Source organism: Microbispora hainanensis (assembly GCF_006874475.1).
Taxonomy (GTDB): Bacteria; Actinomycetota; Actinomycetes; order Streptosporangiales; family Streptosporangiaceae; genus Microbispora; species Microbispora hainanensis.
This window is the reverse complement of sequence record NZ_VIRM01000032.1, coordinates 57,981-83,590: the sequence shown is the minus strand read 5'-3', so window position 1 is coordinate 83,590 and position 25,610 is coordinate 57,981. Positions and strand designations below refer to the sequence as shown.

General features: G+C 71.7%; 22 protein-coding genes and 1 pseudogene. 16 read left to right on the top strand and 7 right to left on the bottom strand.

All coding sequences use genetic code 11. The annotated features are described in order from the left end of the window. Positions 1 to 53 precede the first annotated feature (53 nt). From FLX08_RS24470 to FLX08_RS24460, 3 genes are all read left to right on the top strand, one after another. On the top strand, positions 54 to 713 hold the full coding sequence (locus tag FLX08_RS24470; protein WP_142621765.1) for a phosphatidylserine decarboxylase: 660 nt from the start codon (positions 54 to 56) through the stop codon (positions 711 to 713). Further along, on the top strand, positions 700 to 1,539 hold the full coding sequence (pssA, locus tag FLX08_RS24465; protein ID WP_142621712.1) for a CDP-diacylglycerol--serine O-phosphatidyltransferase: 840 nt from the start codon (positions 700 to 702) through the stop codon (positions 1,537 to 1,539). Before FLX08_RS24470 ends, pssA begins: the two co-directional genes overlap by 14 nt. 101 nt (positions 1,540 to 1,640) lie before the next feature. Next, positions 1,641 to 1,937 carry a hypothetical protein gene (locus tag FLX08_RS24460; protein ID WP_142621711.1) on the top strand — a complete coding sequence of 99 codons (297 nt, stop codon included), beginning with the start codon at positions 1,641 to 1,643 and terminating at the stop codon, positions 1,935 to 1,937. A 70-nt stretch (positions 1,938 to 2,007) separates the two neighbouring features. Here FLX08_RS24460 and menC read toward each other — a convergent pair whose 3' ends face one another. From menC to FLX08_RS42310, 3 genes and pseudogenes are all read right to left on the bottom strand, one after another. Next, a complete protein-coding gene (gene menC, locus FLX08_RS24455; RefSeq protein WP_142621709.1) occupies positions 2,008 to 3,114 on the bottom strand; it encodes an o-succinylbenzoate synthase in 1,107 nt (368 codons plus the stop codon). A 253-nt stretch (positions 3,115 to 3,367) separates the two neighbouring features. Further along, positions 3,368 to 4,012 carry an MBL fold metallo-hydrolase gene (locus tag FLX08_RS42315; protein ID WP_167530556.1) on the bottom strand — a complete coding sequence of 215 codons (645 nt, stop codon included), beginning with the start codon at positions 4,010 to 4,012 and terminating at the stop codon, positions 3,368 to 3,370. 261 nt (positions 4,013 to 4,273) lie between these two features. Beyond that, a pseudogene (locus tag FLX08_RS42310) lies at positions 4,274 to 4,915 on the bottom strand (maleylpyruvate isomerase N-terminal domain-containing protein); the annotation flags it as partial. 273 nt (positions 4,916 to 5,188) lie between these two features. Here FLX08_RS42310 and uvrA point away from each other — a divergent pair. Together uvrA and FLX08_RS24440 are read left to right on the top strand one after the other, a co-directional pair. Further along, positions 5,189 to 8,029 (top strand): excinuclease ABC subunit UvrA, encoded by a 2,841-nt coding sequence (gene uvrA, locus FLX08_RS24445; protein WP_142621704.1) that lies wholly within the window; start codon positions 5,189 to 5,191, stop codon positions 8,027 to 8,029. A 165-nt stretch (positions 8,030 to 8,194) separates the two neighbouring features. Continuing rightward, positions 8,195 to 8,632: a Rieske (2Fe-2S) protein gene (locus FLX08_RS24440; protein WP_142621702.1), complete on the top strand. Its 438-nt coding sequence runs from the start codon at positions 8,195 to 8,197 to the stop codon at positions 8,630 to 8,632. Positions 8,633 to 8,891: 259 nt separating this feature from the next. On the opposite strand, the gene FLX08_RS24435 is transcribed toward FLX08_RS24440, so the two are convergent. Next, positions 8,892 to 9,605 (bottom strand): TetR/AcrR family transcriptional regulator, encoded by a 714-nt coding sequence (locus FLX08_RS24435; RefSeq protein WP_142621700.1) that lies wholly within the window; start codon positions 9,603 to 9,605, stop codon positions 8,892 to 8,894. Between the two features lie 53 nt (positions 9,606 to 9,658). On the opposite strand from FLX08_RS24435, the gene FLX08_RS42995 reads away from it, so the two are divergent. The 10 genes from FLX08_RS42995 to FLX08_RS24385 all read left to right on the top strand — a co-directional run bounded on the left by FLX08_RS42995 (position 9,659) and on the right by FLX08_RS24385 (position 20,588). Continuing rightward, complete coding sequence (locus tag FLX08_RS42995; protein WP_142621698.1) at positions 9,659 to 10,873, top strand: FAD-dependent oxidoreductase; 1,215 nt, start codon at positions 9,659 to 9,661, stop codon at positions 10,871 to 10,873. A 167-nt stretch (positions 10,874 to 11,040) separates the two neighbouring features. After that, positions 11,041 to 13,137 (top strand): excinuclease ABC subunit UvrC, encoded by a 2,097-nt coding sequence (gene uvrC, locus FLX08_RS24425; RefSeq protein WP_142621696.1) that lies wholly within the window; start codon positions 11,041 to 11,043, stop codon positions 13,135 to 13,137. A gap of 282 nt (positions 13,138 to 13,419) precedes the next feature. Then, positions 13,420 to 14,289, top strand: a complete 870-nt coding sequence (rapZ, locus tag FLX08_RS24420) for an RNase adapter RapZ (protein ID WP_142621694.1) — start codon at positions 13,420 to 13,422, stop codon at positions 14,287 to 14,289. 237 nt (positions 14,290 to 14,526) lie between these two features. Next, positions 14,527 to 15,486: a gluconeogenesis factor YvcK family protein gene (locus FLX08_RS24415; protein WP_142621763.1), complete on the top strand. Its 960-nt coding sequence runs from the start codon at positions 14,527 to 14,529 to the stop codon at positions 15,484 to 15,486. Positions 15,487 to 15,549: 63 nt separating this feature from the next. Then, a complete protein-coding gene (gene whiA, locus FLX08_RS24410; protein ID WP_030507327.1) occupies positions 15,550 to 16,530 on the top strand; it encodes a DNA-binding protein WhiA in 981 nt (326 codons plus the stop codon). A 309-nt stretch (positions 16,531 to 16,839) separates the two neighbouring features. Further along, positions 16,840 to 17,844, top strand: a complete 1,005-nt coding sequence (gene gap / locus FLX08_RS24405; RefSeq protein ID WP_142621692.1) for a type I glyceraldehyde-3-phosphate dehydrogenase — start codon at positions 16,840 to 16,842, stop codon at positions 17,842 to 17,844. Next, entirely contained in the window at positions 17,844 to 19,031 is a 1,188-nt protein-coding gene (locus FLX08_RS42295; protein WP_142621690.1) for a phosphoglycerate kinase, read from the top strand. The genes gap and FLX08_RS42295 overlap by 1 nt, the downstream gene beginning before the upstream one ends. Continuing rightward, positions 19,032 to 19,811 (top strand): triose-phosphate isomerase, encoded by a 780-nt coding sequence (gene tpiA / locus FLX08_RS42290; RefSeq protein WP_142621688.1) that lies wholly within the window; start codon positions 19,032 to 19,034, stop codon positions 19,809 to 19,811. A gap of 123 nt (positions 19,812 to 19,934) precedes the next feature. After that, positions 19,935 to 20,165: a preprotein translocase subunit SecG gene (gene secG / locus FLX08_RS24390; RefSeq protein WP_076441471.1), complete on the top strand. Its 231-nt coding sequence runs from the start codon at positions 19,935 to 19,937 to the stop codon at positions 20,163 to 20,165. A 75-nt stretch (positions 20,166 to 20,240) separates the two neighbouring features. Beyond that, positions 20,241 to 20,588 carry an RNA polymerase-binding protein RbpA gene (locus tag FLX08_RS24385; protein WP_139573152.1) on the top strand — a complete coding sequence of 116 codons (348 nt, stop codon included), beginning with the start codon at positions 20,241 to 20,243 and terminating at the stop codon, positions 20,586 to 20,588. 57 nt (positions 20,589 to 20,645) lie between these two features. Here FLX08_RS24385 and FLX08_RS24380 read toward each other — a convergent pair whose 3' ends face one another. Then, the gene (locus FLX08_RS24380) at positions 20,646 to 21,287 is read right to left on the bottom strand and encodes a response regulator (protein WP_142621686.1); all 642 of its coding nucleotides are present in this window, start codon (positions 21,285 to 21,287) and stop codon (positions 20,646 to 20,648) included. Continuing rightward, positions 21,284 to 23,215, bottom strand: a complete 1,932-nt coding sequence (locus FLX08_RS24375; RefSeq protein WP_142621684.1) for a histidine kinase — start codon at positions 23,213 to 23,215, stop codon at positions 21,284 to 21,286. The genes FLX08_RS24380 and FLX08_RS24375 overlap by 4 nt, the downstream gene beginning before the upstream one ends. A gap of 166 nt (positions 23,216 to 23,381) precedes the next feature. On the opposite strand from FLX08_RS24375, the gene FLX08_RS24370 reads away from it, so the two are divergent. After that, positions 23,382 to 23,984, top strand: a complete 603-nt coding sequence (locus FLX08_RS24370; protein WP_142621681.1) for a hypothetical protein — start codon at positions 23,382 to 23,384, stop codon at positions 23,982 to 23,984. Positions 23,985 to 23,997: 13 nt separating this feature from the next. Here the strand turns inward: FLX08_RS24370 and FLX08_RS24365 are convergent, their stop codons facing one another. Beyond that, positions 23,998 to 25,605, bottom strand: coding sequence for an amidohydrolase (locus FLX08_RS24365; protein WP_142621679.1), 1,608 nt, complete (start codon positions 25,603 to 25,605; stop codon positions 23,998 to 24,000). Positions 25,606 to 25,610: the final 5 nt, after the last annotated feature.

Sequence of the window (25,610 nt, the reverse complement as noted above, 5' to 3'; positions counted from 1 at the left end):
GCCGGTCCATAGTCGCCAGAAGAGTACAAAGGTCATCTGTGTCCAACGAAACGTTGCCCCACGGCCCTGAAGCCGGGACCGCGGGAAGTGCCCGTGGCCGGATCAGGCTCGCACGCGGGGTGTCCCCGTGGCTCGCTCCGACCGCCGCGGCGGCAGCCGTCACCGCCGTTCTCACCCGCAGGTCACCCCGCTGGGCGCTGGCCGCGGCGCCGCTCGCCGCCCTCACCGGCGGGATGCTGTGGTTCTTCCGCGACCCCGAGCGCACGCTCGGCGAGGGCAGGCTCATCTCGCCCGCCGACGGCGTCGTGCAGAGCATCGACCCGTGGCCGGACGGCCGCACCCGGGTCGCGATCTTCATGAGCCCGCTCAACGTGCACGTCAACCGGGCGCCCGCCGCCGGCACCGTCACCTCGGTCGAGCACGTGCCCGGCGGCTTCGTGCCCGCGTTCAACAAGGACAGCGACAAGAACGAGCGCGTCGTCTGGCATTTCGACACCGCGCTCGGGGACATCGAGATGGTCCAGATCGCCGGCGCCGTCGCGCGCCGCATCGTGCCGTACCTGTTCACGGGCGCGAAGGTCGCCCAGGGCGAGCGGGTCGGGCTGATCCGTTTCGGCTCCCGGGTCGACCTCTACCTGCCCGAGGGCATCAGGCCGGCGGTCACCGTCGGCACCCGGACCGTCGCGGGGGTGACGCGCCTTGACCACGTCTGACCTCGGAGCCGAGGCCTCCTGGCCGGTCGAGGAGGTGGATGAGGAGCCGCGCGGGCCCGTCGGCAAGGCCTTCCGCCTGTCGGCCGCCGACTCTCTCTCGCTCGGCAACGCCCTCAGCGGATTCCTCGCCGTCTGCGTGCTCGCCTGGTCGGCGATCAGCAACCTGCAGGCCGGCGTCAAGTTCGTCCCCGACCCGCGCTTCTTCGGCATGGCCGTGGTGCTGCTGCTGATCGGCGCGACCTGTGACCTGTTCGACGGCCTGGTGGCCAGGAGATTCCGCGCGTCCGCGATGGGCGCCGAGCTGGACAACCTCGCCGACGTGATCAGCTTCGGCTTCGCGCCCGCCTTCATGGTGATGATCTGGGCCGGCTTCTCCGGCAAGCTCCCGCTGTGGCTGGTGCTGTGCGCGGCCGGGTCCGTGCTGCTCGCCGGCGTCGTACGGCTGGCGCGCTTCGCCTGCGTGAAGACCAAGAGCGGCGACTTCATGGGCCTGCCGATCCCGATGGGCGCGATGACCGTGGTGTCGATCGTGCTGCTCTTCCAGCCGAACTACGTCACGCTCGCCGCCATCTTCGGCGTGGCCTGGCTCATGGTCAGCCGCATCGAGTACCCGAAGCCGAAGGGCAACCTGGCCGTCGTCGTGCTGGCCTGGATGCTGATCAACGTGGCCTGCCTGATGATCTGGGCGGCCGGGCTCGCGGGCGGCGACCACCTCATCAAGGTGGGCGCCACCATGCAGATCGCGATCGTGTCCGCCATTCCGCTTCGCGTTCTCATGTTCAAACAGCAGCAGCGCAGGGAACGACGCTCGGAGAACGCGGGCTGACGTCGTCGCACGGACAGGGCCCCGGTCGGCTGGGGCCCTCCATTTCGGGCCCGGGCCATCACGTGGAGAAAACGCCTAGTCCAGATGGAGCCCTGGTCGCCATGCCTCGTGAGCACACTCGGACGTACTTCCTCGGCAAACTGGCCCGGGAGCTTGAGCTGCGCGGACTTGAGGCGTCCCTGCGCCCCGACCCGCCGTCGCTCAAGGTCCGCGACCCGGACGCGGCGCTGTTCACCGAGACCGTGGACTGCGTGGCGATGTCCGAGGGCTGGTTCTACCGCTGGTCCTGGGGAGACGTGGTGGAGAGCGCGGAAGAGCCGGCTCTCGCGGCCGACCGCATCGTGAAGGTCTTCACCACCGGCGAGCCCCGGCCGCACCCTGCTCTTGGCGACGCCTGACGCGTCGCACCCTGCTCTAGGCGACGCCTGACGGGTCGCGCCCTGCTGCTCTCGGCGGCGCCTGGCCGGTTCACGCCGTCAGGCGGATCCACTCCGTCGCCGTGGTGACCTCGTCCAGGACGTCCGGGAGCGGATTCACGCCCAGCCCCGGGCCGTCCGGCACGTCGAGGTGCCCGCCGTTCAGCTCGAACGGCGCAGTCACGTCCGTGTGGAAATAGCGCCGCGAGGCGGAGGTGTCGCCCGGGAGGGTGAAGCCGGGCAGCGCGGCCAGCGCGACGTTGGCCGCCCGGCCGATGCCGGTCTCCAGCATGCCGCCGCACCAGACCGCGACGCCGTGGGCGCGGCACAGGTCGTGGATGCGCCGGGCCTCCAGATAACCGCCCACCCGGCCCGGCTTGATGTTGACCACCGAACACGAGCCGAGGCTGATGGCCGCCGCCGCGTGGGCGGCCGACTCGATGGACTCGTCCAGGCAGATCGGGGTGCGGATCGACCGGGCGAGCCGGGCGTGCTGCACCAGGTCGTCGTCGGCCAGCGGCTGCTCGATCAGCAGGAGGTCGAAGTCGTCAAGCCGGGCCAGATGCCGGGCGTCCGCGAGCGTGTAGGCCGCGTTGGCGTCCACCTGGAGCAGCAGCTGCTCCCCGAACCGCTCGCGCACCGCGCGGACCGGCGTCACGTCCCACCCCGGCCCGATCTTCAGCTTGATCCGTACGTACCCCTCTTCGACGTACGCCTCGACGGTGTCGAGCAGCTCGGCCACCGAGCCCATGATGCCGACCGAGACACCGCAGGGGACACGGTCGCGGGTGGCGCCCAGATAGCGGGCGAACGACTGGCCGCCGACCCGGAGCGACGCGTCGAGCACCGCGGCCTCCAGCGCCGCCTTGGCCATCCGGTGGCCCTTGAACGGCGCGAGCGCGGGACCGACGGCCTGAGGGTCCGGTTCGCGGGGCAGCGCGGGGATCAGGAAACGCCGCAGCACGTCGGCCGCCGCGTCCACGTACTCCGAGGAGTACAGCGGCTCGGACATCGCCACGCACTCGCCCCAGCCCTCGGCCTCCGGCGTCACCACCCGCACCAGCAGGACGTCGCGGCTGGTCTCGGTGCCGAACGACGTCCGGAACGGCGCGACGAGCGGCATCGCGATCCGGCGCAGTTCGATTCCAGTGATCTCCATGAGGTGCCCGGGCTCCAGGGGGTGGGACGGTGTGCGCCGACCACTATACGGACGCCCTTATCCGGTCCTGCGATCACCGGTCCGGCCAGGAGCGCCGTCGGCAGGATCGCGGCCGGGCGGTCTCGGTCTTCCGGTTCCGTCCCCCCGGCCTCCTGGGTCCGCTCGCGTACAACGCGCTCGGGTGGCGCCGCGCCGGGACCAGCCGGCGCCCCGTGCCGGGACGCCGGTCGTCCGCGCGCGTGTCAGGCGTACGTCACCAGCCGCGGGCCTTCCACTCGGGCAGGTGCGGCCGCTCGGCGCCGAGCGTGGTGTCCCTGCCGTGGCCGGGGTAGACCCACGTCTCGTCGGGGAGGCGGTCGAAGATCCGTTCCACGACGTCCGTGAACAGCTGCTCGAAGCGCAGCGGGTCCTTCTGCGTGTTGCCGACGCCGCCGGGGAACAGGGAGTCGCCGGTGAAAAGGTGGCGGTCCTGGTAGAGCAGCGCGATCGAGCCGGGGGTGTGGCCGCGCAGGTGGATGACGTCCAGCGTCACCACACCGACCGTCACTCGGTCGCCGTGCTCGACCTCCCTGGTGACCTTCACCGGCAGTTCGGGGGCGTCGAGAGGGTGGGCGACCGTCCGCGCGCCGGTGGCGCGGGCGACCTCCTTCAGGGCTCCCCAGTGGTCGCGGTGCCGGTGGGTGGTCACGATCGAGCTGATCGGCATGTCGCCGATCAGCTCGAGCAACCGGTCGGGCTCGGCCGCCGCGTCGATCAGCAGCCCGTCGCCGGTCTCCGTGCAGCGAAGCAGATAGGCGTTGTTGCCGAAGTCACCGACCTCGATCTTCGAGATCGTCAGCCCGCGGACCTCGCGTACGTCGGCGGGTCCGCCTTTGGTGACGTTTCCGGTATAGGTCATGATCGTTCCTCTCTGGTTCCCGGCGGGCGGCCAGGACGACGGTGGTTCGGCGGGCAGTCCCGCCGGGGACGGTTTCGGCCAGGGAGGCGGGGACGGCGGTTTCCCCGCGGCGTCACGCCGAAGGCGGGCATCGGAGGCGTCGCGGCGGCTGCGGGCATCGGGTGCGTCCCGCCCGGGGCCCGCGTTGGGAGCGTCGGGGGGCCGGGTGGGGCGCCGCGGCCGGGCGAGTCGCAGGCCCGTGCCGTCCGTCCTGCCCGCGAACCAGGCGAGCAGCTCACGCGGCGTGCCCTGCACCGACGGGCCGTCGCCGAGGCCGGTCCACGTCCTCAGGACCTCGCCGGTGCCCGGGTCGAGGGCGACCACTTCGCCCACCGGGCTCTCGCCGCCGAGCCAGAGCATCGTGTCGTGCAGCTCTCGTCTCACGTACGTCTCGGGCCAGTCGGCCCATCCGTAGCCTGCCCCGAGGTCGGCGTGGTGCACCTCGACCTCCCTGAGCCGGCGGATCGGGACGTACCAGGCGGGGTGGCCGGGCGGGAACATCCCCGAGACCGGCGCGGTCCACGCCTCGGCGGGCATCTGCCCGACCGCCGCGGCGAACCGCTCCGCGCTGTCGCGCAGGTCGGCGAGCTGCTCGGCGGCCGGGCGGCCGGCGCCCGCCGCGATGCCGGCCTCCCGCGCCCGCAGCGAGGCGTACTGAGGGGTGCGCACTCCCGTGCGCGCCCACGTCAGCAGGTTGACGCAGCCGTCCGCGTTACGGGCGATATGGGTGAGCACGTGTCCCCTCGTCCAGCCGGGCAGCAGGGACGGCGCACGCAGATCCTCGTCGGTGAGGCGGGCGGCGGTCGCCAGCAGGCGTTCGGTCGCCCCGGCCAGCTCGCGCTCGATCTCGCGGAGAACGGACATGAGAAGAATCATGGACCCTGGCGTCCCGGTCCGCCGTCCCCATGACCGCCAGGGGAAGAGGACGGAGCGGCGGGCGGTTGTATGAGCAGGGGTTTCGCGCGGATGCCCGGCGTGGGTTTGACGAAGCTCATACCCTGGTTCACGGAGCGTGTCCCACGGAAGCACGCGGGGCCGCCCCCTCCGGCCGCCGGACGATGCCCCCCGAAATTGTCGGTGGCTCTGGATAGCCTGCCCGTGCACCTCCATTCACCTCATCGACCTATCGGGACCACCGTGGCTGACCGCCTGATCGTGCGTGGCGCACGCGAACACAACCTCAAGGACGTCTCGCTCGACCTCCCGCGAGACGCTCTGATCGTCTTCACGGGGCTCTCGGGCTCCGGCAAGTCCAGCCTGGCCTTCGACACGATCTTCGCCGAGGGACAGCGCCGGTACGTGGAGTCCCTGTCCGCGTACGCCCGGCAGTTCCTGGGTCAGATGGACAAGCCCGACGTGGACTTCATCGAGGGCCTTTCCCCGGCCGTCTCCATCGACCAGAAGTCCACCAGCCGCAACCCCCGTTCGACCGTCGGCACGATCACCGAGGTCTACGACTACCTGCGGCTGCTCTGGGCGCGCATCGGCAAGCCGCACTGCCCGCAGTGCGGACGCCCGATCGCCCGGCAGACTCCGCAGCAGATCGTCGACCGCGTGCTCGAACTGGAGGAGGGCACCCGCTTCCAGGTCCTCGCCCCGATCATCCGCGGCCGCAAGGGCGAGTACGCCGAGCTGTTCCGCGAGCTGCAGACCAAGGGCTACGCTCGCGCCCGCGTGGACGGCACGATCGTGCGCCTGGAGGAGCCGCCCACCCTCAAGAAGTACGAGAAGCACGACATCGAAGTGATCGTCGACCGGCTGTCGGTCAAGGAGAGCGCGCGGCGCAGGCTCACCGACTCGGTGGAGACCGCGCTGCAGCTGTCCGGCGGCACGATCACGCTCGACTTCGTCGACCTTCCCGACGACGACCCCAACCGTGAGCGCTTCTACTCCGAGCACCTCTACTGCCCGTACGACGACCTCTCGTTCGAGGAGCTGGAGCCCCGGTCGTTCTCGTTCAACTCGCCCTTCGGCGCCTGTCCCGAGTGCACCGGCCTCGGCACCCGCATGGAGGTCGACCCCGACCTCCTCGTGCCCGATCCCGAGCGCACGCTCGGCGACGGCGCCATCAGCCCGTGGGCGAACGGTCACACCAGCGACTACTTCGTACGGCTGCTGGAGGCGCTGGGCAACGCGCTCGGCTTCGACCTCGACACCCCCTGGGAGCGGCTGTCGAAGAAGGCGCAGAAGGCGATCCTGCACGGCCACGACGAGCAGGTCCACATCCGCTACAGCAACCGGTACGGCAGGCAGCGGTCCTACTACACCGATTTCGAGGGCGTGATCCCCTGGGTCCAGCGCCGGCACGCCGAGTCGGAGAGCGACGCCAGCCGGGAGCGGTTCGAGGGCTTCATGCGCGAGGTGCCCTGCCCGGCGTGCAAGGGCCGCCGCCTCAAGCCGGTCTCGCTGGCCGTGACCGTGGGGGACGCCTCGATCGCCGAGGTCTCGGGGATGTCGATCGCCGACTGTGCGAAGTTCCTGTCCGGCCTGCGGTTGTCCGAGCGGGACATGCACATCGCCGAGCGGGTGGTCAAGGAGATCAACGCCCGGCTGGGCTTCCTGCTCGACGTCGGCCTCGACTACCTCACGCTCGACCGGGCCGCCGGCACGCTGGCGGGCGGCGAGGCGCAGCGGATCCGGCTGGCGACCCAGATCGGCTCCGGCCTGGTCGGCGTGCTGTACGTGCTGGACGAGCCGTCCATCGGCCTGCACCAGCGCGACAACCAGCGCCTGCTGGAGACGCTGATCCGGCTGCGCGACATGGGCAACACGCTGATCGTGGTCGAGCACGACGAGGACACGATCGCCGCCGCCGACTGGGTGGTCGACATCGGCCCCGGCGCGGGCGAGCACGGCGGCCAGGTCGTCGTGTCCGGCACCGTGCAGGACCTGCTCGCCAGCGAGGAGTCGCTGACCGGCGCCTACCTGTCGGGCCGCAAGGCGATCACCGTGCCGGAGATCCGGCGTCCGAGGGACAAGAAGCGGCAACTCGTCGTGAAGGGCGCGCGCGAGCACAACCTGAAGGGAGTGGACGTCGAGTTCCCGCTCGGCGTGTTCACCGCGGTCACCGGCGTCTCGGGGTCCGGCAAGTCCACGCTGGTCAACGACATCCTGTACGCCGCGCTGGCCAAGGAGCTGAACGGCGCGAAGACCGTGCCCGGACGGCACTCCCGGGTCGTCGGCACCGACCTGGTGGACAAGGTGGTCCACGTCGACCAGTCGCCGATCGGCCGCACACCGAGGTCCAACCCGGCGACGTACACGGGGGTGTTCGACCACGTGCGCAAGCTGTTCGCGGCCACGACCGAGGCGAAGGTCCGCGGTTATCTGCAGGGCCGGTTCAGCTTCAACGTCAAGGGCGGGCGCTGCGAGGCCTGCTCCGGCGACGGCACCATCAAGATCGAGATGAACTTCCTGCCGGATGTCTACGTCCCCTGTGAGGTCTGCCACGGCGCCCGGTACAACCGGGAGACCCTTGAGGTCCACTACAAGGGCAAGACGATCTCCGAGGTCCTCGACATGCCGATCGAGGAGGCGCTGGAGTTCTTCGAGGCGATCCCCGCCATCCGCCGTCACCTTCAGACGCTCAACGACGTCGGTCTCGGTTACGTACGGCTCGGCCAGCCCGCGACCACGCTGTCCGGCGGCGAGGCGCAGCGGGTGAAGCTCGCCTCCGAGCTGCAGCGGCGCTCGACCGGCCGCACGGTCTATGTGCTGGACGAGCCAACCACAGGCCTCCACTTCGAGGACATCAGGCGGCTTCTCGGCGTGCTCAACCGCCTTGTGGACGCCGGCAACACGGTGATCGTCATCGAGCACAACCTCGACGTCATCAAGACCGCCGACTGGATCGTCGACATGGGGCCCGAGGGCGGGTCGGGCGGCGGCAGAGTCATCGCCGCAGGCACGCCGGAGCAGATCGCCCGGGTCGAGGAGAGCCACACCGGCACGTTCCTGCGCAAGATCTTGGGCGTATGAGTATTCGTCTCATTATTTCTCCCTACTCTTCTCCTTTCGAGCGCGTGACTCTGAACCGGCCACGGGGTGATGGCCGTACCTGAGGACACACAGGGTGACGCGTCGCACAGGGGAAGGACCCGGGGCCGTGAACGTCCCGGGCCGCCGCATCAGGGAAGGATGAGCATGACGGATACGACACGCCGGGCCGTGATCTTCGGTGCCGGAGGCGCCGGGCTGGCCGTGGCGCTGAGCGCGTGCGGCGCCTCCGGTGACACGACGGCGTCGGCCGACCAGGACGGTGCGCAGGACGGCCAGTCCCAGGCGGCGCAGGGCGGGGGCGAGCTCGCGAAGACCTCCGACATCCCCGAGGGCGGCGGCAAGGTCTTCAAGGACCAGGACGTCGTCGTCACGCAGCCGGCCGCCGGCGAGTTCAAGGCGTTCAGCGCGACCTGCACCCACCAGGGCTGCCCGGTCGCCAGCGTCTCGAACAACGAGATCGTCTGCCCGTGCCACGGCAGCAGGTTCAGCGCCAAGGACGGCTCCGTGACGAACGGCCCGGCGGCCAGGCCGCTCGCCGAGCGGACGATCACGGTGAGCGGCGACAGCATCACCCTCGCCTGACGCGGGCTGCCGGGCCCGCTTGTCTGGGCCCGCTTGTCTGGGCTCGCTTGTCTGGGCTCGCTTGTCTGGGCTCGCTTGTCTGGGCTCGGTGTCCGGGCCTGCCGTTCGGGCCCGCTGTTGCGGCTCGCTGTTGGGGCTCGCTGTCGGGGATCGGCGCCTCACGGCCCACGGCGAGATCAGTTGGGGTTCCAAGAGACACCGCCGCTCGTCATCGCGCGGAAGCCGGCGCGATGACGGGCGGCCGCCCGCGGCCAAGGCGTCACGGGGTGATTCTGAACGGCTCGCCGGCCGGTCGGTCGAGTTTGGCGGCCACGGCGTCGAGGACCCAGTCGAGGCCGGTCGCGAAGGACGCCTCGGGCTCCACCTCCGTGCCCTCGTGCACGAACGTGGCCAGTGCCGGGAATCGGCCCGTGGCCAGCATCCTCGTCACGTGCGGGCCGGAGGCGTGCTGCCACTCGCGATCGGACAGGCCCGTGGCCCGCTCGGCCCGCAGGTTCGCGATCTCGCGCCTGATCGCGCCGGTGACGTAGGCGCTGACGGTCTCCACGGCGCGCATGACGGTGTCGAGGTCGGTGAGGCCGTCGAAGGCGGCCAGCGTGGCCTCCGTGACGGCGAGGGCGTTCGGGCCCAGGGCCGGACGCCCGCCGAGCAGGTCGGCCAGCCATTCGTGACGGAGACTGGCCTGCCGGGTGCGGTGGGCGAGGCCGTGCAGCGCCTCCCGCCAGTCGCCGGGCCGCTCCTCGGGGAGGATCTCGGCGTAGACATGGTCCACCATGAGGTCGAACAGCTCCTCCTTGGTGGAGATGTATCCGTACAGCCGCATCGGGCCGACGTCCAGCAGGGCGGCGACCTTGCGCAACGACACCGCCTCCAGGCCGCCCTCGTCGGCCAGCGCGATGGCGGCGGCGACGATCCGCCCCCGGTCGAGCGGCGCGGGGCGAGTCGGCGGCTCCGGCCGGTCCCACACAGTCATGCGTACATCGTACTGTTGCGATACACCGTCTCACCAAAATACAGTGTATCGACATGAGGCACCGTATCGCCGTTATCGGGGCCGGTCCCGCCGGCCTCACCTTCGCCCGCGTCCTGCACCGCCACGGCCACTCCGCCACCGTCTTCGAACGCGATCCCGCCCCGGACGCCCGCCCCCAGGGTGGCGCCTTGGACCTGCACAAAGGCCTTGGCCAGCTCGCGATGAGCAAGGCGGGGCTGCTGGCGGAGTTCCAGGCGCTGTCCCGTCCCGAGGGGCAGGCCATGCGCATCCTGGACACGGACGGGACCGTCCTGCGTGACTGGCCGCCCGGTCCGGACGAGGACGCCAATCCCGAGATCGACCGCGGGCAGCTCCGCGACCTGCTGCTCGGCCCCCTGGACGTCCAGTGGGGGCGGGGCGTGACGGAGGTGGTGCCGGGGACACCGGACGGCGTGCTGGTCCGTTTCGCGGACGGGCGGCAGGAGACGTTCGACCTCGTGGTCGGCGCGGACGGCGCCTGGTCTCGGGTCCGCCCGGCGGTCTCGTCCGTGACGCCGCACTACACCGGCGTCACCACTGTCGAGACCTCGATCGACGACGTCGACACCCGCCACCCCGGCCTCGCCCGGCTGATCGGCGACGGTTCCGTGGCCGTGTACGGCGTGAACCGCGGCGTCGTCGCCCAGCGCAACAGTGGCGGCCACGTCAAGGTGTACGCCCAGTTCCGCGTGCCGCTGGACTGGCACACGAACCCGGACGGGCGGGCGGGCGTGGACACGGGCCTGGACGCGGGCCTGGACGCGGGCCTGGGTGGGGACATCGACACAGGTTCGGACGCGGGACCGGGCCCGGCCGGCGCCGAGGCCCTGCGTTCGCGTGTGCTGGCGCTGTTCGACGGCTGGTCGGCTCCCGTTCTCGACCTCCTCCACCACGGCACGGCGTTCGTCCACCGCCCGCTGTACGTCCTGCCCGTGGGGCACACCCGGGCCCACGTCCGCGGGGTGACGCTGCTGGGCGACGCCGCCCATCTGATGCCTCCGCTGGGGCTGGGCGCGAACCTCGCGATGCTGGAAGGCGCCGAACTCGCCGAGGCCGTCGCCGCCGCCTCCGGCCCCGACGATCTGGACAAGGTCGTCCGCGCCTTCGAGGAACAGATGGGGGAGCGGGCCGGCAAGTGGGCGAAGTTCACTACGGCCGGTCTGGAACGCCTCGTGAGCCCGGACCCTGCCGACGCCGTCGCCCTTTTCGACGAGGTCCACGCGTCCTGACCGCCCGCCGGCCGCGCGAGGAGCTGCACCGGCGGCTCACCGCGGCTTCGCAGGTTCACGGAACCGAAGCCGGCTGACGCCACATCCGTGATCTACAGCGTAAAGGCGGTGACCCCGGCTCCGTCGGGGACGGCGGGATTGTCGGCGTGGACCAGTAGTCTTTGGGTGTGGCGGATCCGGCAACTTATCGACCGGCGCCCGGATCGATCCCCGAGTCGCCAGGCGTCTATCGCTTCCGCGACCCGGGCGGCCGGGTGATCTACGTGGGCAAGGCGAAGAGCCTGCGGCAACGGCTCAACTCCTACTTCGCGGACTTCGCCGGTCTGCACCCGCGGACGCAGACCATGCTGACGACCGCGGCGTCCGTGGACTGGACGGTGGTCGGCACCGAGGTCGAGGCGCTCCAGCTCGAATACTCCTGGATCAAGGAGTTCGACCCCCGGTTCAACGTCAAGTATCGCGACGACAAGTCGTACCCGTACCTGGCCGTGACGATGGGGGAGGACTTCCCCCGGGTGCAGGTGATGCGCGGGGCCAAGCGGAAGGGCACCCGATATTTCGGCCCCTACTCGCACGCCTGGGCCATCCGGGAGACCGTCGACCTGCTGCTGCGCGTCTTCCCCGTGCGAACGTGCTCGGCGGGCGTCTTCAAGCGGGCGGGGCAGATCGGGCGGCCCTGCCTGCTGGGATACATCGACAAGTGCTCCGCGCCCTGCGTCGGCCGGGTCACCCCCGAGGAGCATCGCGCCCTCGCCGAGGACTTCTGCGACTTCATGGCCGGCAACACCGGCCGCTTCATCAAGCGGCTGGAGCGCGAGATGCGCGAGGCGGCGGCCGTGGAGGAGTACGAGCGGGCCGCGCGGCTGCGCGACGACGTCCAGGCGCTGCAACGGGCCCTGGAGAAGCAGACCGTCGTGCTCGGCGACGACACCGACTGCGACGTGATCGCGCTTGCCGAGGACCCGCTTGAGGCGGCGGTCCAGGTCTTCTACGTGCGTGGCGGCCGGATCCGCGGGCAGCGCGGCTGGGTGGTCGACAAGGTCGAGGAGGCCACCCCCGGCGAGCTGGTGGAGCAGTTCCTGCTCCAGATGTACGGCGAGGCGACGATCCCCCGCGAGATCCTCGTGCCCGCGCGGCCCCCGGACGAGGCCGCGCTGATCGAGCTGCTGAGCGAGCAGCGGGGCTCCCGCGTCGACCTGCGCGTTCCCCAGCGCGGCGACAAGAAGAGCCTCATGGAGACGGTGGAGCGCAACGCCAAGGAGTCGCTCGCCCAGCACAAGCTGCGCCGCGCGAGCGACCTGACCACACGCAGCCGGGCCCTGCAGGAGATCGCCGACGCCCTCGACCTCGACCAGGCGCCGCTGCGAATCGAGTGCTACGACGTGTCGCACATCCAGGGCGAGAACGTCGTGGCCTCGATGGTGGTCTTCGAGGACGGCCTGGCCCGCAAGAGCGAATACCGCCGCTTCTCCATCAGGAGCACGGAAGGCGACGTCGCCTCGATCTACGAGGTCATCAGCCGGCGCTTCAAGCGCTACCTGGAGGAGCGGGCGGCGACCGGCGAGCTGGACGCGGAGGCGGACGACGAGCCGGGACGCGCCGCCGCAGGGTCCGAAGCGGCAGCGTCCGGCGTGGCAGCGTCCGGCGCGGCGCGCGACGAGGCAGGGGCAGGGGCAAGGGCAGGCTACGGCGCGGACGAGGACGACGCGGGCGAGGACGACGCGAACGGATACGGAGTGTCCGGGCGCGGTGGCGCGGCGACGCCGATCGACCCGGAGACCGGCCGGCCCCGCAAGTTCGCCTACCCGCCCAACCTCGTGGTGGTGGACGGCGGCCCGGCGCAGGCGGCGGCGGCCCAGCGCGCGCTGGACGAGCTCGGAATCGACGACATCGCGGTGTGCGGGCTGGCCAAGCGGCTGGAGGAGGTCTGGCTGCCCGGCGACGACCAGCCGGTGATCCTTCCGCGCAGCAGCGAAGGTCTTTACCTGTTGCAACGCGTCCGTGACGAAGCACACAGGTTCGCTATCACCTACCATCGGACGAAGAGGTCGAAATCGCTCAAGGAGAGCGCGCTCGACCACGTGCCGGGTCTTGGCCCGGCACGCCGTCAGGCACTGTTGCGGCACTTCGGCTCGGTGAAGCGGCTGCGGGAGGCGAGCGCGGACGAGATCCGCGAGGTCCCCGGCATCGGCCGCGCGACCGCCGAGGCCATCGTCGCGGCGCTGCGCGGTGAGAGCCCGTCCCCCGCGGGGCAGGGGTCGTGAGGTGCTCGCGCGAGCACCCGGCGTGTCCCGCCCCGGCCAGGGCGGACGGCAGGCGCGGCAGGCAGGGCGTCGTCGGAGTCGCCCGGCGTGGCGGTGGCGCGATCAGGTGAAGAGGTGTCATGCTCCGGCACCAGAGGTCCCTCCCGGGGGGAGCGGGCCCGGTCCCCGGCGGACGGGCCGGCCATCCCTGCGTGGGCGGCGGACGGCGTCCGGGGCCGGCCAGGCGGCGGACGGGGGCTGACATGAGCGGGCTGACATGGGCGGCAAGGCGGTGAGCGGGCGATGAGCACGACTGAGCCGGCATTCGTGGTGATCACCGGAATGTCGGGGGCGGGGCGCAGCACCGCTGCGAAGGCTCTGGAAGACCTCGGCTGGTTCGTGATCGACAACCTGCCGCCGGGGCTGCTGTCCTCGCTCGCCGAGGAGGCGGGCCGGGTGAACATGGCGACCGACCGGGTCGCCGCCGTGGTCGACGTGCGCAGCCTCGCCTTCACCACCGACCTGAACGCGGCGATCGAGGAGCTCGACGGGCGCGGTGTCGGCGTCCGGGTGGTGTTCCTCGAGGCCAGCGACGAGGAGTTGGTCCGCAGGTTCGAGAACGTCCGGCGTCCCCACCCCCTCCAGGGCGATGGGCGGCTGGTCGACGGGATCGACCGCGAGCGCGGCATCCTGCGCGAGGTCCGCGCCAACGCCGACCTCGTCATCGACACGTCCCTGCTGAACGTCCACGAGCTCCGCAAGAAGATCGTGTCGTTCTTCGGCGGCGAGGACCGCCCGGGGCTGAAGGTGAACGTGGTGTCCTTCGGCTACAAGTACGGCCTGCCGGTCGACGCCGACCTCGTCGTGGACTGCCGGTTCCTGCCCAATCCCCATTGGGTGCCGGAGTTGCGGCCCATGACCGGGCTCGACGCCCCCGTGCGCGACTACGTGCTCGGTCAGCCCGGGGCCAAGGAGTTCCTCGACGGATACGAGGAGGTCTTCGGCATCGTGGCCGCCGGATACGCGCGTGAGGGCAAGGGGTACGCCACTCTCGCGGTGGGCTGCACCGGAGGCAAGCACCGCAGCGTCGCGATGGCCGAGCAGCTCGGCGCCCGTCTGCGCGAGCGCGGCATGGACGTCCAGGTCAGCCATCGGGACACGGGCCGCGAGTGACGGCCCCCGCCCGGGCCGCCGGCCGGCCCGGGGGCGCGACCGCGTACGGCGGGCTCCGGCCGGCGCCGCAACCGGGCCGATCAGCACGACATGAGCGCCACGGCTCCGCAGGGCGGTGCTCGTGGCGAGGCGAGGAGGACGATGAAGGACCCCGCCCCCGAAGAACCCGCGGACCCCTCCGTCCCCGATCAGCCCGATCAGCCCGAAAAGCCCCCCACCCCCACCCCCGGCAGGCCGATGCTTCCCCCGAACCCCGCAACCGCCGTGAGGGGCCCCAAAGTCGTCGCGCTCGGCGGCGGCCACGGCCTGTACGCCTCCCTGTCGGCCCTCAGGACCGTCACGGACGACCTGACGGCGGTGGTGACGGTCGCCGACGACGGCGGCTCCAGCGGCCGTCTCCGGCGCGAGCTGGGCGTCCTGCCGCCCGGTGACCTGCGGATGGCGCTCGCGGCCCTGTGCGGCGACGACGAGTGGGGCCAGACCTGGAGCGAGGTCGTCCAGCACCGTTTCAGAAGCGAGGGCGAGCTGCACGGCCACGCCGTCGGCAACCTCCTCATCGTCGCGCTCTGGGAGCTGCTCGAAGACCCCGTGGTGGGCCTGGAATGGGTGGGCCGGCTGCTCGGCGCGCATGGCCGGGTGCTGCCGATGGCCTCCGTGCCGCTCGACATCCAGGCGGAGGTCGAGCTCGACGGGAGGGTCACGACGGTGCGCGGGCAGGTCGCCTGCGCGCTGACGCCCGGGCGGGTGCGCTCGATCTCGCTGCTGCCGTCCGACCCGCCCGCCTGCCCCCAGGCGATCGAGGCGATCGAGGCGGCCGACTGGGTGGTGTTCGGGCCGGGCTCCTGGTTCACCAGCGTGCTGCCGCACCTGAAGGTGCCCGGGCTCGCCCGGGCGCTGCACGAGACGAGCGCCAGGCGGCTGGTGATCCTCAACCTCGCGCCACAGGCGGGGGAGACCGACGGCTTCTCGCCGGAACGGCACCTGGAGGTGCTCAGGGAGCACGCCCCCGCACTGGTCGTCGACGCGGTGATCGCCGACGGCGATGTGGTGGCCGACCCGAGTGCGCTGGAGAAGGCGGCAGGGGCGATGGGCGGGCGGGTCGTTTTGGCCGATGTGGCCGCCCATGACGGATCTGCACGTCACGACGGACCACGTCTTGCCGCTGTCCTGGATGAGATTTTCCGTGAGAAGCGGTGATTGCGTGCTCGCCAGGTGCGAGAGACTGACGGGCAGAGTCTGTCTGGGGGAGGACACGAGCTGATGGCCATGACGGGTGTGGTGAAAGACGAGCTGAGCCGCCTTCCGGTGCTCAAGCCCTGCTGCCGCAAGGCGGAGGTTTCGACCCTGCTGCGGTTCGCCAGCGGGCTGCACCTGGTGGGCGGGCGCATCGTGATCGAGGCCGAGCTCGACACCAACGCCACCGCCCGCAGGCTGATCAAGGACATCGGCGAGGTCTTCGGGCACAAGGCCGAGGTGCTGGTCCTGGCTCCGGCCGGTCTCCGCAAGGGCTCGCGCTACGTCGTGCGCGTCTACAAGGACGGCGAGGCGCTGGCCCGGCAGACCGGCCTCATCGACAACCACGGCCGGCCCGTACGCGGTCTGCCCCGGCAGGTCGTCTCCGGGGCCACCTGCGACGCCGAGGCGGCGTGGCGGGGCGCGTTCCTCGCGCACGGCTCCCTGACCGAGCCGGGCCGGTCGATGTCGCTGGAGGTGACCTGTCCCGGGCCGGAGGCGGCGCTGGCCCTGGTCGGCTCGGCCCGGCGGCTGAAGATCCACGCCAAGGCCCGCGAGGTGCGCGGCGTCGACCGCGTGGTCGTGCGCGACGGCGACGCGATCAGCGCGCTGCTGACCCGGCTCGGCGCCCACGACAGCGTGCTGGCCTGGGAGGAGCGGCGGATGCGCCGCGAGGTGCGGGCCACCGCCAACCGCCTGGCCAACTTCGACGACGCCAACCTGCGCAGGTCGGCCAGGGCGGCCGTCGCCGCCGGCGCGAGGGTGCAGCGGGCGCTGGAGATCCTCGGCGACGAAGCCCCCGAGCACCTGGTGATCGCCGGCCGGCTGCGGGTGGAGCACAAGCAGGCGTCGCTGGAGGAGCTCGGCCAGATCGCCGACCCGCCGCTGACCAAGGACGCCATCGCCGGGCGCATCCGGCGGCTGCTCGCGATGGCCGACAAGCGCGCCCAGGACCTCGGCATCGCCAACACCGAGGCGAACCTCACCGCCGACATGCTGGCGCAGTAGCGAGCCCTCCATCCCGTCCCCGCGCCTGTCCGAGCGCCCGTTGGAGTGCCCCTGGGGAGGGCCCGCGCCGTACGTCAGGACGGCCCGCGGTGGGGCGTGCGGCGGCGGTGCGGGGAGGGCGGCGGAAGGGGTGCGGCGGGGCCGCCGCGGCGCGGGAAGGGCCCGCTCACCGGCTCGTCCGGCCTGACACGCCGTCAAAGAGCGGCCCGGTGGTCTACACCAATTTGGGTCCGATAAGGTCTGTCATTGAGGTTTAACACAGCCCTGGCGCCGGTACGCCGGCGCACGACGTACGAGGAGATCGGATCCGTGAGCATCCGCGTAGGCGTCAACGGCTTCGGCCGTATCGGCCGTAACTTCTGGCGCGCTGTGGCGGCCAGCGGCAAGGACATCGAGGTCGTCGCCGTCAACGACCTCACCGACAACGCCACGCTGGCCCACCTGCTGAAGTACGACAGCATCCTGGGCCGCCTGCCGTACGAGGTGAAGGCCTCGGCGGACGAGATCACCGTTGACGGCAAGGCGATCAAGGCGTTCGCCGAGCGCGACCCCGCCAAGCTGCCCTGGGGCGACCTGGGCGTGGACGTCGTCGTCGAGTCGACCGGTCTGTTCACCGACGCCACCAAGGCCAAAGTGCACGCCGACAACGGCGCGAAGAAGGTCATCATCTCCGCTCCGGCGAAGAACGAAGACGTGACGATCGTCATGGGCGTCAACCACGAGAAGTACGACCCGGCCGCTCACACGATCATCTCCAACGCCTCCTGCACCACCAACTGCCTGGCCCCGATGGCCAAGGTCATCAACGACACCTTCGGCATCGAGAAGGGTCTGATGACCACCGTCCACGCCTACACGCAGGACCAGAACCTGCAGGACGGCCCGCACAAGGACCTGCGCCGCGCCCGCGCCGCCGCGCTGAACATCGTCCCGACCTCCACCGGCGCCGCCAAGGCCATCGGCCTGGTGCTGCCGGAGCTGAAGGGCAAGCTCGACGGCTTCGCGCTGCGCGTGCCGATCCCGACGGGCTCGGCCACCGACCTCACGGTCGAGGTCGGCCGCGAGACCACCGTCGAGGAGGTCAACGCCGCGCTCAAGGCCGCCGCCGAGGGCCCGCTCAAGGGCTACCTCAGCTACACCGAGGACGAGATCGTCTCCAGCGACATCGTCACCGACCCGTCGTCCTGCATCTTCGACGCCGGCCTCACCAAGGTCATCGGCAACCAGGTCAAGGTCGTCGGCTGGTACGACAACGAGTGGGGCTACTCCAACCGCCTCGTGGACCTCATCGAGTACGTGGGCGCCTCCCTCTGATGATCGGAATCGACGAGCTCGACGTGAAGGGCCGGCGCGTGTTCGTGCGCGCCGACCTCAACGTCCCCCTCGACGGGGAGACGATCACCGACGACGGTCGCATCCGGGCGTCGGTGCCGACGATCAAGAAGCTGGTCGAGCGCGGCGCGAAGGTCGTCGTCGCCGCCCACCTCGGCCGCCCCAAGGGCACCTTCACGCCGAAGTACTCGCTCGCCCCGGTCTCCCGGCGGCTGGCCGAGCTGCTCGGCCAGGACGTGGCGTTCGCCACCGACGTGGTCGGCGAGTCCGCGCGGAGCGTGGTGGCGAGCCTGCAGGACGGGGAGGTCGCCCTCCTGGAGAACCTGCGCTTCGAGCCGGGCGAGGAGTCCAAGGACGACGCGGTCAGGGGCGAGTTCGCCGACAAGCTGGCCGCCCTCGCCGAGCTCTACGTCGGCGACGGCTTCGGCGCGGTGCACCGCAAGCACGCCAGCGTCTACGACCTGCCCAAGCGGCTGCCGCACGCTGCGGGCTACCTGGTCCTCGCCGAGGTCGAGGTGCTGCGCAAGCTCACCGACGACCCGGCCAGGCCGTACGTCGTCGTGCTGGGCGGCGCGAAGGTCTCCGACAAGCTCGGCGTCATCGCGAACCTGCTGTCCAAGGTGGACCGCCTGCTCATCGGCGGCGGCATGGCCTACACGTTCCTGAAGGCCCAGGGGCACGAGGTCGGCAAGTCGCTGCTGCAGGAGGACCAGATCGACCAGGTCAAGGGCTTCCTCGAAGAGGCGGCCTCGCGCGGGGTCGAGCTGGTGCTGCCGGTGGACGTGCTGGCCGCCACCGAGTTCGGCCCCGACGCGCCGTACGAGGTCGTGGACGCCACGGCGATCCCGGCCGACCGCGAGGGCCTGGACATCGGTCCCCGCACCCGGGAGCTGTTCGCCTCCAAGCTGGCCGACGCCCAGACCGTGTTCTGGAACGGCCCGATGGGCGTGTTCGAGTTCGACGCGTTCTCCGGCGGCACCCGCGCGGTGGCCGAGGCGCTGGTGAACTCGAAGGCGTTCACCGTGGTCGGCGGCGGCGACTCGGCCGCGGCCGTGCGCAGGCTCGGCCTGCCCGAGGACGGCTTCTCGCACATTTCCACCGGTGGCGGCGCGAGCCTCGAGTATCTCGAAGGCAAGACGCTGCCCGGACTCGCGGCGCTGGAGGAGTAGATGGCTCGCAAGCCGCTGTTCGCCGGCAACTGGAAGATGAACCTCAACCACCTTGAGGCCATCAACCTGGTGCAGAAGCTGGCGTTCACGCTGACCGATCGCGACTATGACAAGGCGGACGTCGCGGTCATCCCGCCGTTCACCGATCTGCGCAGCGTGCAGACGCTCGTGGACGCCGACAAGCTCCGCATCGCCTACGGCGCCCAGGACCTGTCGGCCCACGACTCCGGCGCGTACACCGGCGAGATCTCCGGGGCCATGCTGGCCAAGCTCGGCTGCACGTACGTGCTGGTGGGGCACTCGGAGCGGCGGCAGTACCACTGCGAGAACGAGGCGCTGTGCAACGCCAAGGTCAAGGCCGCCTATCGGCACTCGCTGACGCCCATCCTGTGTGTGGGCGAGGGGCTGCCGGTGCGCCAGGAGGGCCGCCACGTCGAGCACACGCTGGCGCAGCTCGACGGTGCGCTGGAGGGCGTGCCCGCCGAGCAGGTGAAGTCCATCGTGATCGCCTATGAGCCGGTCTGGGCGATCGGCACGGGCGAGGTCGCCACGCCGAAGGACGCCCAGGAGGTGTGCGGCGCCATCAGGAGGCGACTCGCCGAGCTTTACGGTGACGATGTGGCCTCTGGTGTCCGTATCCTTTACGGTGGCTCGGTGAAGTCGGACAACGTCGCCGGCATCATGGCGGAGACCGACATCGACGGCGCCCTCGTGGGAGGGGCCAGCCTCGACGCGGGAGAATTCGCCAAGATCTGCCGATTTGGCGAGTCCGCGGGTTAGCTGAGCCGTTTGGGGGGTGCGACTTGACATCAGGACGTACCCTCGAAGAACACAATTGAATCGTCACGCCGATGGCATCGTGCACACGCGTCGTGCACGCCCGGACATAGGAACAGGTCTACGGTGACAATCGGAATCTCCATCGCCCTCATCCTGTCGAGCGCTCTGATGGTGCTGCTCGTCCTGCTCCACAAGGGCAAGGGCGGCGGCCTGTCCGACCTGTTCGGAGGCGGGTTCTCGTCGTCCTTCGGCGGTTCGTCGGTGGTGGAGCGTAACCTGGACCGTCTCACCATCATCACCGGCATCGTCTGGTTCGTCTGCATCATCGCGCTGGGCCTGCTGCTCAAGCCGTAGCGGACGGCCTCCGGCCACGCGTGACAGAGATTCACCTCCCCCCGTCCGCGGGGCGATCGAGCAAGGAGTTCATCGGTGGGTAGTGGCAACGCGATCCGTGGCAGCCGAGTCGGCGCCGGCCCCATGGGAGAGGCCGAACGCGGCGAGGCCGCCCCCCGTGTGCGGGTCCCGTTCTGGTGCGCGAACATGCACGAGACGCGCCCGAGCTTCGCCAGCGACGCGGCCGTTCCCGAGTTCTGGGACTGCCCGCGGTGCGGCCTGCCGGCCGGGCAGGACCAGTCGAACCCGCCTGCTCCGCCGAAGAACGAGCCGTACAAGACGCACCTCGCGTACGTGAAGGAGCGCCGCAGCGACAAGGACGGCGCGCAGATCCTCGCCGAGGCGCTGGAGCGGCTGCGCTCCTCCTCCCGCCCGATCTACTGATCCGGACGACTGCATAAGGCCCCTCCCGCCGACGGCGGGAGGGGCCTTATGCAGTCGTCAGAGGCCGCATTCGAAGGCCAGCACCACCGCCTGGACCCGGTCGCGGGCCCCGAGCTTGGCCATGATCCGGGAGACGTGCGTCTTCACCGTGGCCTCGCCGACGAACAGTTGGGCGGCGATCTCGGTGTTGGACAGGCCCCGCGCCACCAGCCGCCAGACATCGACCTCGCGTGGCGTCAGCCTGTCGGCGCCCGGAGGCAGGGCCGCCCGGGCCGGAGGGCGCCGGGTGTACGCCTCGATCAAGCGGCGCGTGACGGACGGAGCGAGCAGGGTGTCCCCGCGGACCGCGGCGCGTACGCCGGCCACGAGCTGATCGTCGGGAAGGTCCTTGACGAGGAAGCCGGCGGCTCCCGCGCGCAGTGCCTCGTAGACGTACTCGTCCAGGTCGAACGTGGTCAGCATGATCACCTGGACGTCGGGCATGGTGGCCAGGATTTCGCGGGTGGCGGCGAGCCCGTCGAGGCCGGGCATGCGGATGTCCATCAGCACGACGTCCGGCCGCAGGTCCCGGGCGAGCGCGACGGCCTCGTGCCCGCCCCGCGCCTGCCCGGCGACGTCGATGTCGGGCTCGGCCGACAGGATGGTGCGCAGCCCGGCCAGCACCAAGGGCTGGTCGTCGGCGAGCAGGACGCGGATCACGTTACTTCCTCCAAGGGGAACACGGCACGTACGTCGAAGCCGCCACCGGGCCGCGGGCCGGCCGCGAAGGTGCCGCCGCAGGCGGCGCTCCGCTCGGCCATGCCGCCGAGGCCGTGCCCGGCGGAGGTGGACAGCGCCGGCCGGTCGGCGGGCCGGGTGTTGCTCACGTGGACCGCCAGGGCCTGCTCGGTGCGTGTGATCCTGACACGCACGAACGCGCCGGGAGCGTGCCGGGCCGCGTTGGTCAAAGCTTCCTGGACGATCCGGTAGACGGCCGTGCCGACCGCACGCGGCAGCGGCGCGTGATGGAGGTCTGGGGCGATATCTGCGGTGAGGGCCCGCGTACCCGCGCCCAGGTCCACGTCCAGGGCCACCCGCAGGCCGCAGCCGCGCGCTCTGCCCGCGAGCGCGGGCAGGCCGCCGAGCCCGGCCGTGGCGGGGACGTCGGCGAGCGTGAGGGAGAGCAGCAGCGGGCGCAACTCGCCGAGCGCCTCCGCGAGCGTACGGCGCAACACGGCCACGTGTTCCGCGGCCAGGTCGGGCCGCGTCTCCCAGACCCGCCGTGCGGCGGCCGCCTGCAGGACGATGACGGTCATCATGTGCCCCGCGGCGTCGTGGAGGTCCCGGGCGAGGCGGGCGCGCTGTTCGCCGAGCGCGGCGGCCGTCTTCTTCCGGTTCTCCTCGGCGACGGCGATGGTGGCCCGCGCCCGCGCGGCCAGCGCCTCCGCGCCGCCGCGCAGCACGCGGCCCGCCGCCCAGCAGCCCACGATCACCGCGACCGCCCCGGACGCCTCCGGCGCCGTGATCGGCGCGGCGGGAGCCGCAAGGCCGAGACCCGCGCAACCGAGCAGGCACAGCGCGAGGCCGGCCAGCGCCCGGTGGATCGGGCAGGCCACGCCGAGAAGGAACGGCGCCACGACGAGGATCCCGCAGGGCGCGAGACCGTCGAAGGGATCAGGGCGCGCGGCGGCCGCCGTGTAGGCCAGTGTGACGGCCAGGCAGATCACGGCGCAGGTCAAGGGATGCCGCCTCACCCATGCCGTCGGCGCCGCGTCCCGCCATCGCGGGGCGACCAGGGTCCACCTGCCGGCGGGGCGCAGCCCGCTCCAGTCCGTGTCGGGCAGGTTCGCGGCGGCGAGCGCCTCCCGCACCTGCGTCCGCAGCTCCGCGACCTCGCGGATCGGCCGCCTGTCGTCGGCGCTCGGCGCGCGCAGCTCCCCAACCAGGGTACGCATGCGGGTCAGCAGGTCCCGGGCGATCCGTTCCAGCGCGGTGACGTCCGCCAGCCCCGCGACCGCCGCGTGCCGCCTGGTCTCCTCCAGGCCGCCGAGCAGGACCTTCAGGGCGGCGAAGGCCCGCCGCCGTTCGCGTGCGAGCTCCTCGGCGATCCGCTCGTCCCGGGCCGCCCGCAGCCGTTCGGTCCCCGCGTCCAGCCGCCGTCCGAGCCGGTCGCGCGCGCCCGCCACGCCTCCGACGACCCCCGGCGCCAGCACCAGCGACGCCACCAGGAAGAGGTCGGCGGAGGCGTGCGAATACCCCTGGGACGGCCCCAGGTACTGGGCGGTAGCCACCCCGGCCGTGGCCAGCGCCAGGCCCGCGACGAGCGGCCAGGTCGACGCGTACGCGCCGAGCGAGTACGTGGCCACCATGATGGCGAGGAACGCCGGAGCGGTGCTGGCCTGGGGCGAGGCGACGACCTCGGTCACGGTGACGAGGATCACGACGGCGACCGCCGTCGCCGGGCGGCGGCGCCGGTGGGCGAGGACCAGCAGGCCGCCCGCCGCGACCGTCGCGCCCACCCGGCCGCTGAGGGTCGCCGGGCCGTCCAGGGCCGCCGCCGCAGCCATGACCAGCGTGAGCACGGCCGCGAGCAGCAGGTCGCCGCCGACGGCCGTACCCCATCGGGAGAGCGGGAAGAGCCGGTCCATCGTCCGAAGATTAGGCCCCGCGCGCCTGCACGTCGTCCCACCACGGGCGGACTCCCGGCTCACACGGCGGGCGGACGGGATTTCCCCGCGTGGCCGGACGACCGGCGGCCCCTCGGTTTCTAGTGTCGTCGCCGACCGCCGGATCACCACCTCGAAGGGGAAAGCGATGACGACATCGGACACTCAGCTCCACACCGGACCCGCTCGCCTGCCGTACCGGTCGGCCCAGGCCGGCCTCGTCACGAGCGCGGCGGCGGCCGCCGCGCTCGCCCTGCTCGACCTGTTCACCTCCGTGCCGCAGCACGACCGGCTGGCCGACGCCGCCGACTACGCGTTCACCGCGGACGGGTTCCCGCTCGTCCTGGGGATGCTGGCCGCGGTCGCGGCGGTCCACTCGCTGCACGGCGGCCGCGACGGCCGGCTCGGCTCGGTGGCGCTCATCCTCACGACGGTCGGCATGGTCGGCTTCCTGCCTCCGCTCGCGGTGTCGCTCGTCAGCGGCGATGCGGAGTCGCTGGGCCCGGTCTACCTCCTGTCGATGCTCGTCTCGCTGATCGGGCTGGTGGTCTTCGCCGCCGGCCTGCTGCGCGCCCGGGTGCTGCGCTGGTGGGCCGGTCCGTCGCTGGCCATCGGCTGGGTGGTGGGCGGTCCCGTCGGGGAGGACGGCCCGCTCGGCTTCCGCGGCTCGGCGCTGCTGCTCGCCGCGGCCTGCCTCGCGGTGGCGTTCGCCGTGTCGCGGCGCCGCTCCGCCCTTGCCGCGGACAGCTGAGGCGCCGTCCCGGTCATCCGCCGTGCACGGGCTCACCGTCGAGGAACGTCATCGCGACCTTGGTGGTCCAGATGTCCTTCGGGTCGAGAGCGAACGGGTCGCGGTCGAGCACGACGAGGTCGGCCGGGCGGCCCTCCTCGATCACTCCGGCGGGGGAGCGGTTGATCCAGGCCGAGCCCTCGGTGTAGGCCGTCATGATGGTCCGCAGGTCGAGGCTCTGCTCGGGCAGGAACGGGGTCTGGGCCGTGGGGTACGTCGCGTGGACGGAGCCGCCGGGCTCGGTGCGGTTGACCGCCACGTGCATGGCCTCCAGGGGGTTGGCCGAGGAGACGGGCCAGTCCGAGCCCCCGGCGAACCGGGTGCCGTGCCGTACGAGGTCGGCGAAGGGATACTGCCAGGAGGACCGCTCCTCGCCGAGGAAGGGGATGCACAGCTCGTCCATCTGCAGGTGGTGGGTGGCCCACAGCGCCTGGAGGTTGGCCGTCACCCCGAGCTCGGCGAAGCGCGGTACGTCCTGCGGCGTGATGATCTGCACGTGTGCGATGTGGTGCCGGTTGGCGGGGTCGGTGCCGGTCAGCGCGTCGAGCGCCTCGCGTACGGCCCGCTCGCCGATGGCGTGGAAGTGCACCTGGAAGCCCAGGGCGTCGAGCTCCTTGACGTATCCGCCGAGCAGGGCCGGGTCGATGTACGACAGGCCGGTGCCGCCGCAGCGGCAGTAGGGCTCGATGACGGCGGCGGTGAAGTTCTCCGGGATGCCGTCCTGCATGATCTTGATCGAGGTCGCGCGGAACCGGTCCAGGCCCGCGGCGGACGCGCGCCGCTCCACCAGGCTCGGGATCTGCTCGGCGCCCTGCGCGCGGTCCCACCACAGGGCGCCGACCACGCGCGCCTTCAGCCGCCCTGAGGAGGCCGCGGAGATGTAGGTGGGCAGCTGGTCGTCCGACCCGGCGTACGACCCGACGATGGCGTCCTGCCAGCCGGTGACGCCCAGCGAGAACAGGTGGGCCTGCGCGTCCATCAGGGCGGCGTCGACGTCGGCCGGGGTGGGGCGGGGGGTGAGCAGGCCGACGAGGTCCATGGCGCCCTCGTGCAGCACGCCGCTCGGCGTGCCGTCCGGGTCGCGCTCGATGCGGCCGTCCGCGGGGTCGGGGGTGTCCTTGGTGAGGCCGGCGAGCTCCAGGGCCCGCGTGTTGACCCAGGCGGCGTGGTGGTCGCGCTGCACGAAGTACGCAGGACGGTCGAGGAAGTCGAGCTGCGACCGGTGGGGGAGGCCCCCGGGGAAGGCGGACATGTCCCAGCCGCCGCCGTCGATCCACGCCTTGTCCGGATGTTTCGTGGCATAGTCGGCGATCTTCGTGGTGTAGGCGTCGAGCCCGTACACCTCGGCCAGGTCGCACTTGGCCCGCTCAAGCCCGGCCTGCACGGGGTGGATGTGGGCGTCGGTGAACCCCGGCGTCAGCAGGCCGCCGGCGAGGTCCACCGGCTCGGCGTCCGGCGCCAGCCGTACGAGGTCGGACTCGGCGCCGACGGCGGCGACGACGCCGTCGCGGACGAGGACCGCCTCGGCGAACCCGCCGGGGACGAAGACGCGGCCGCCGCGGAACAGGAGGGAGGAGCTCACAAATA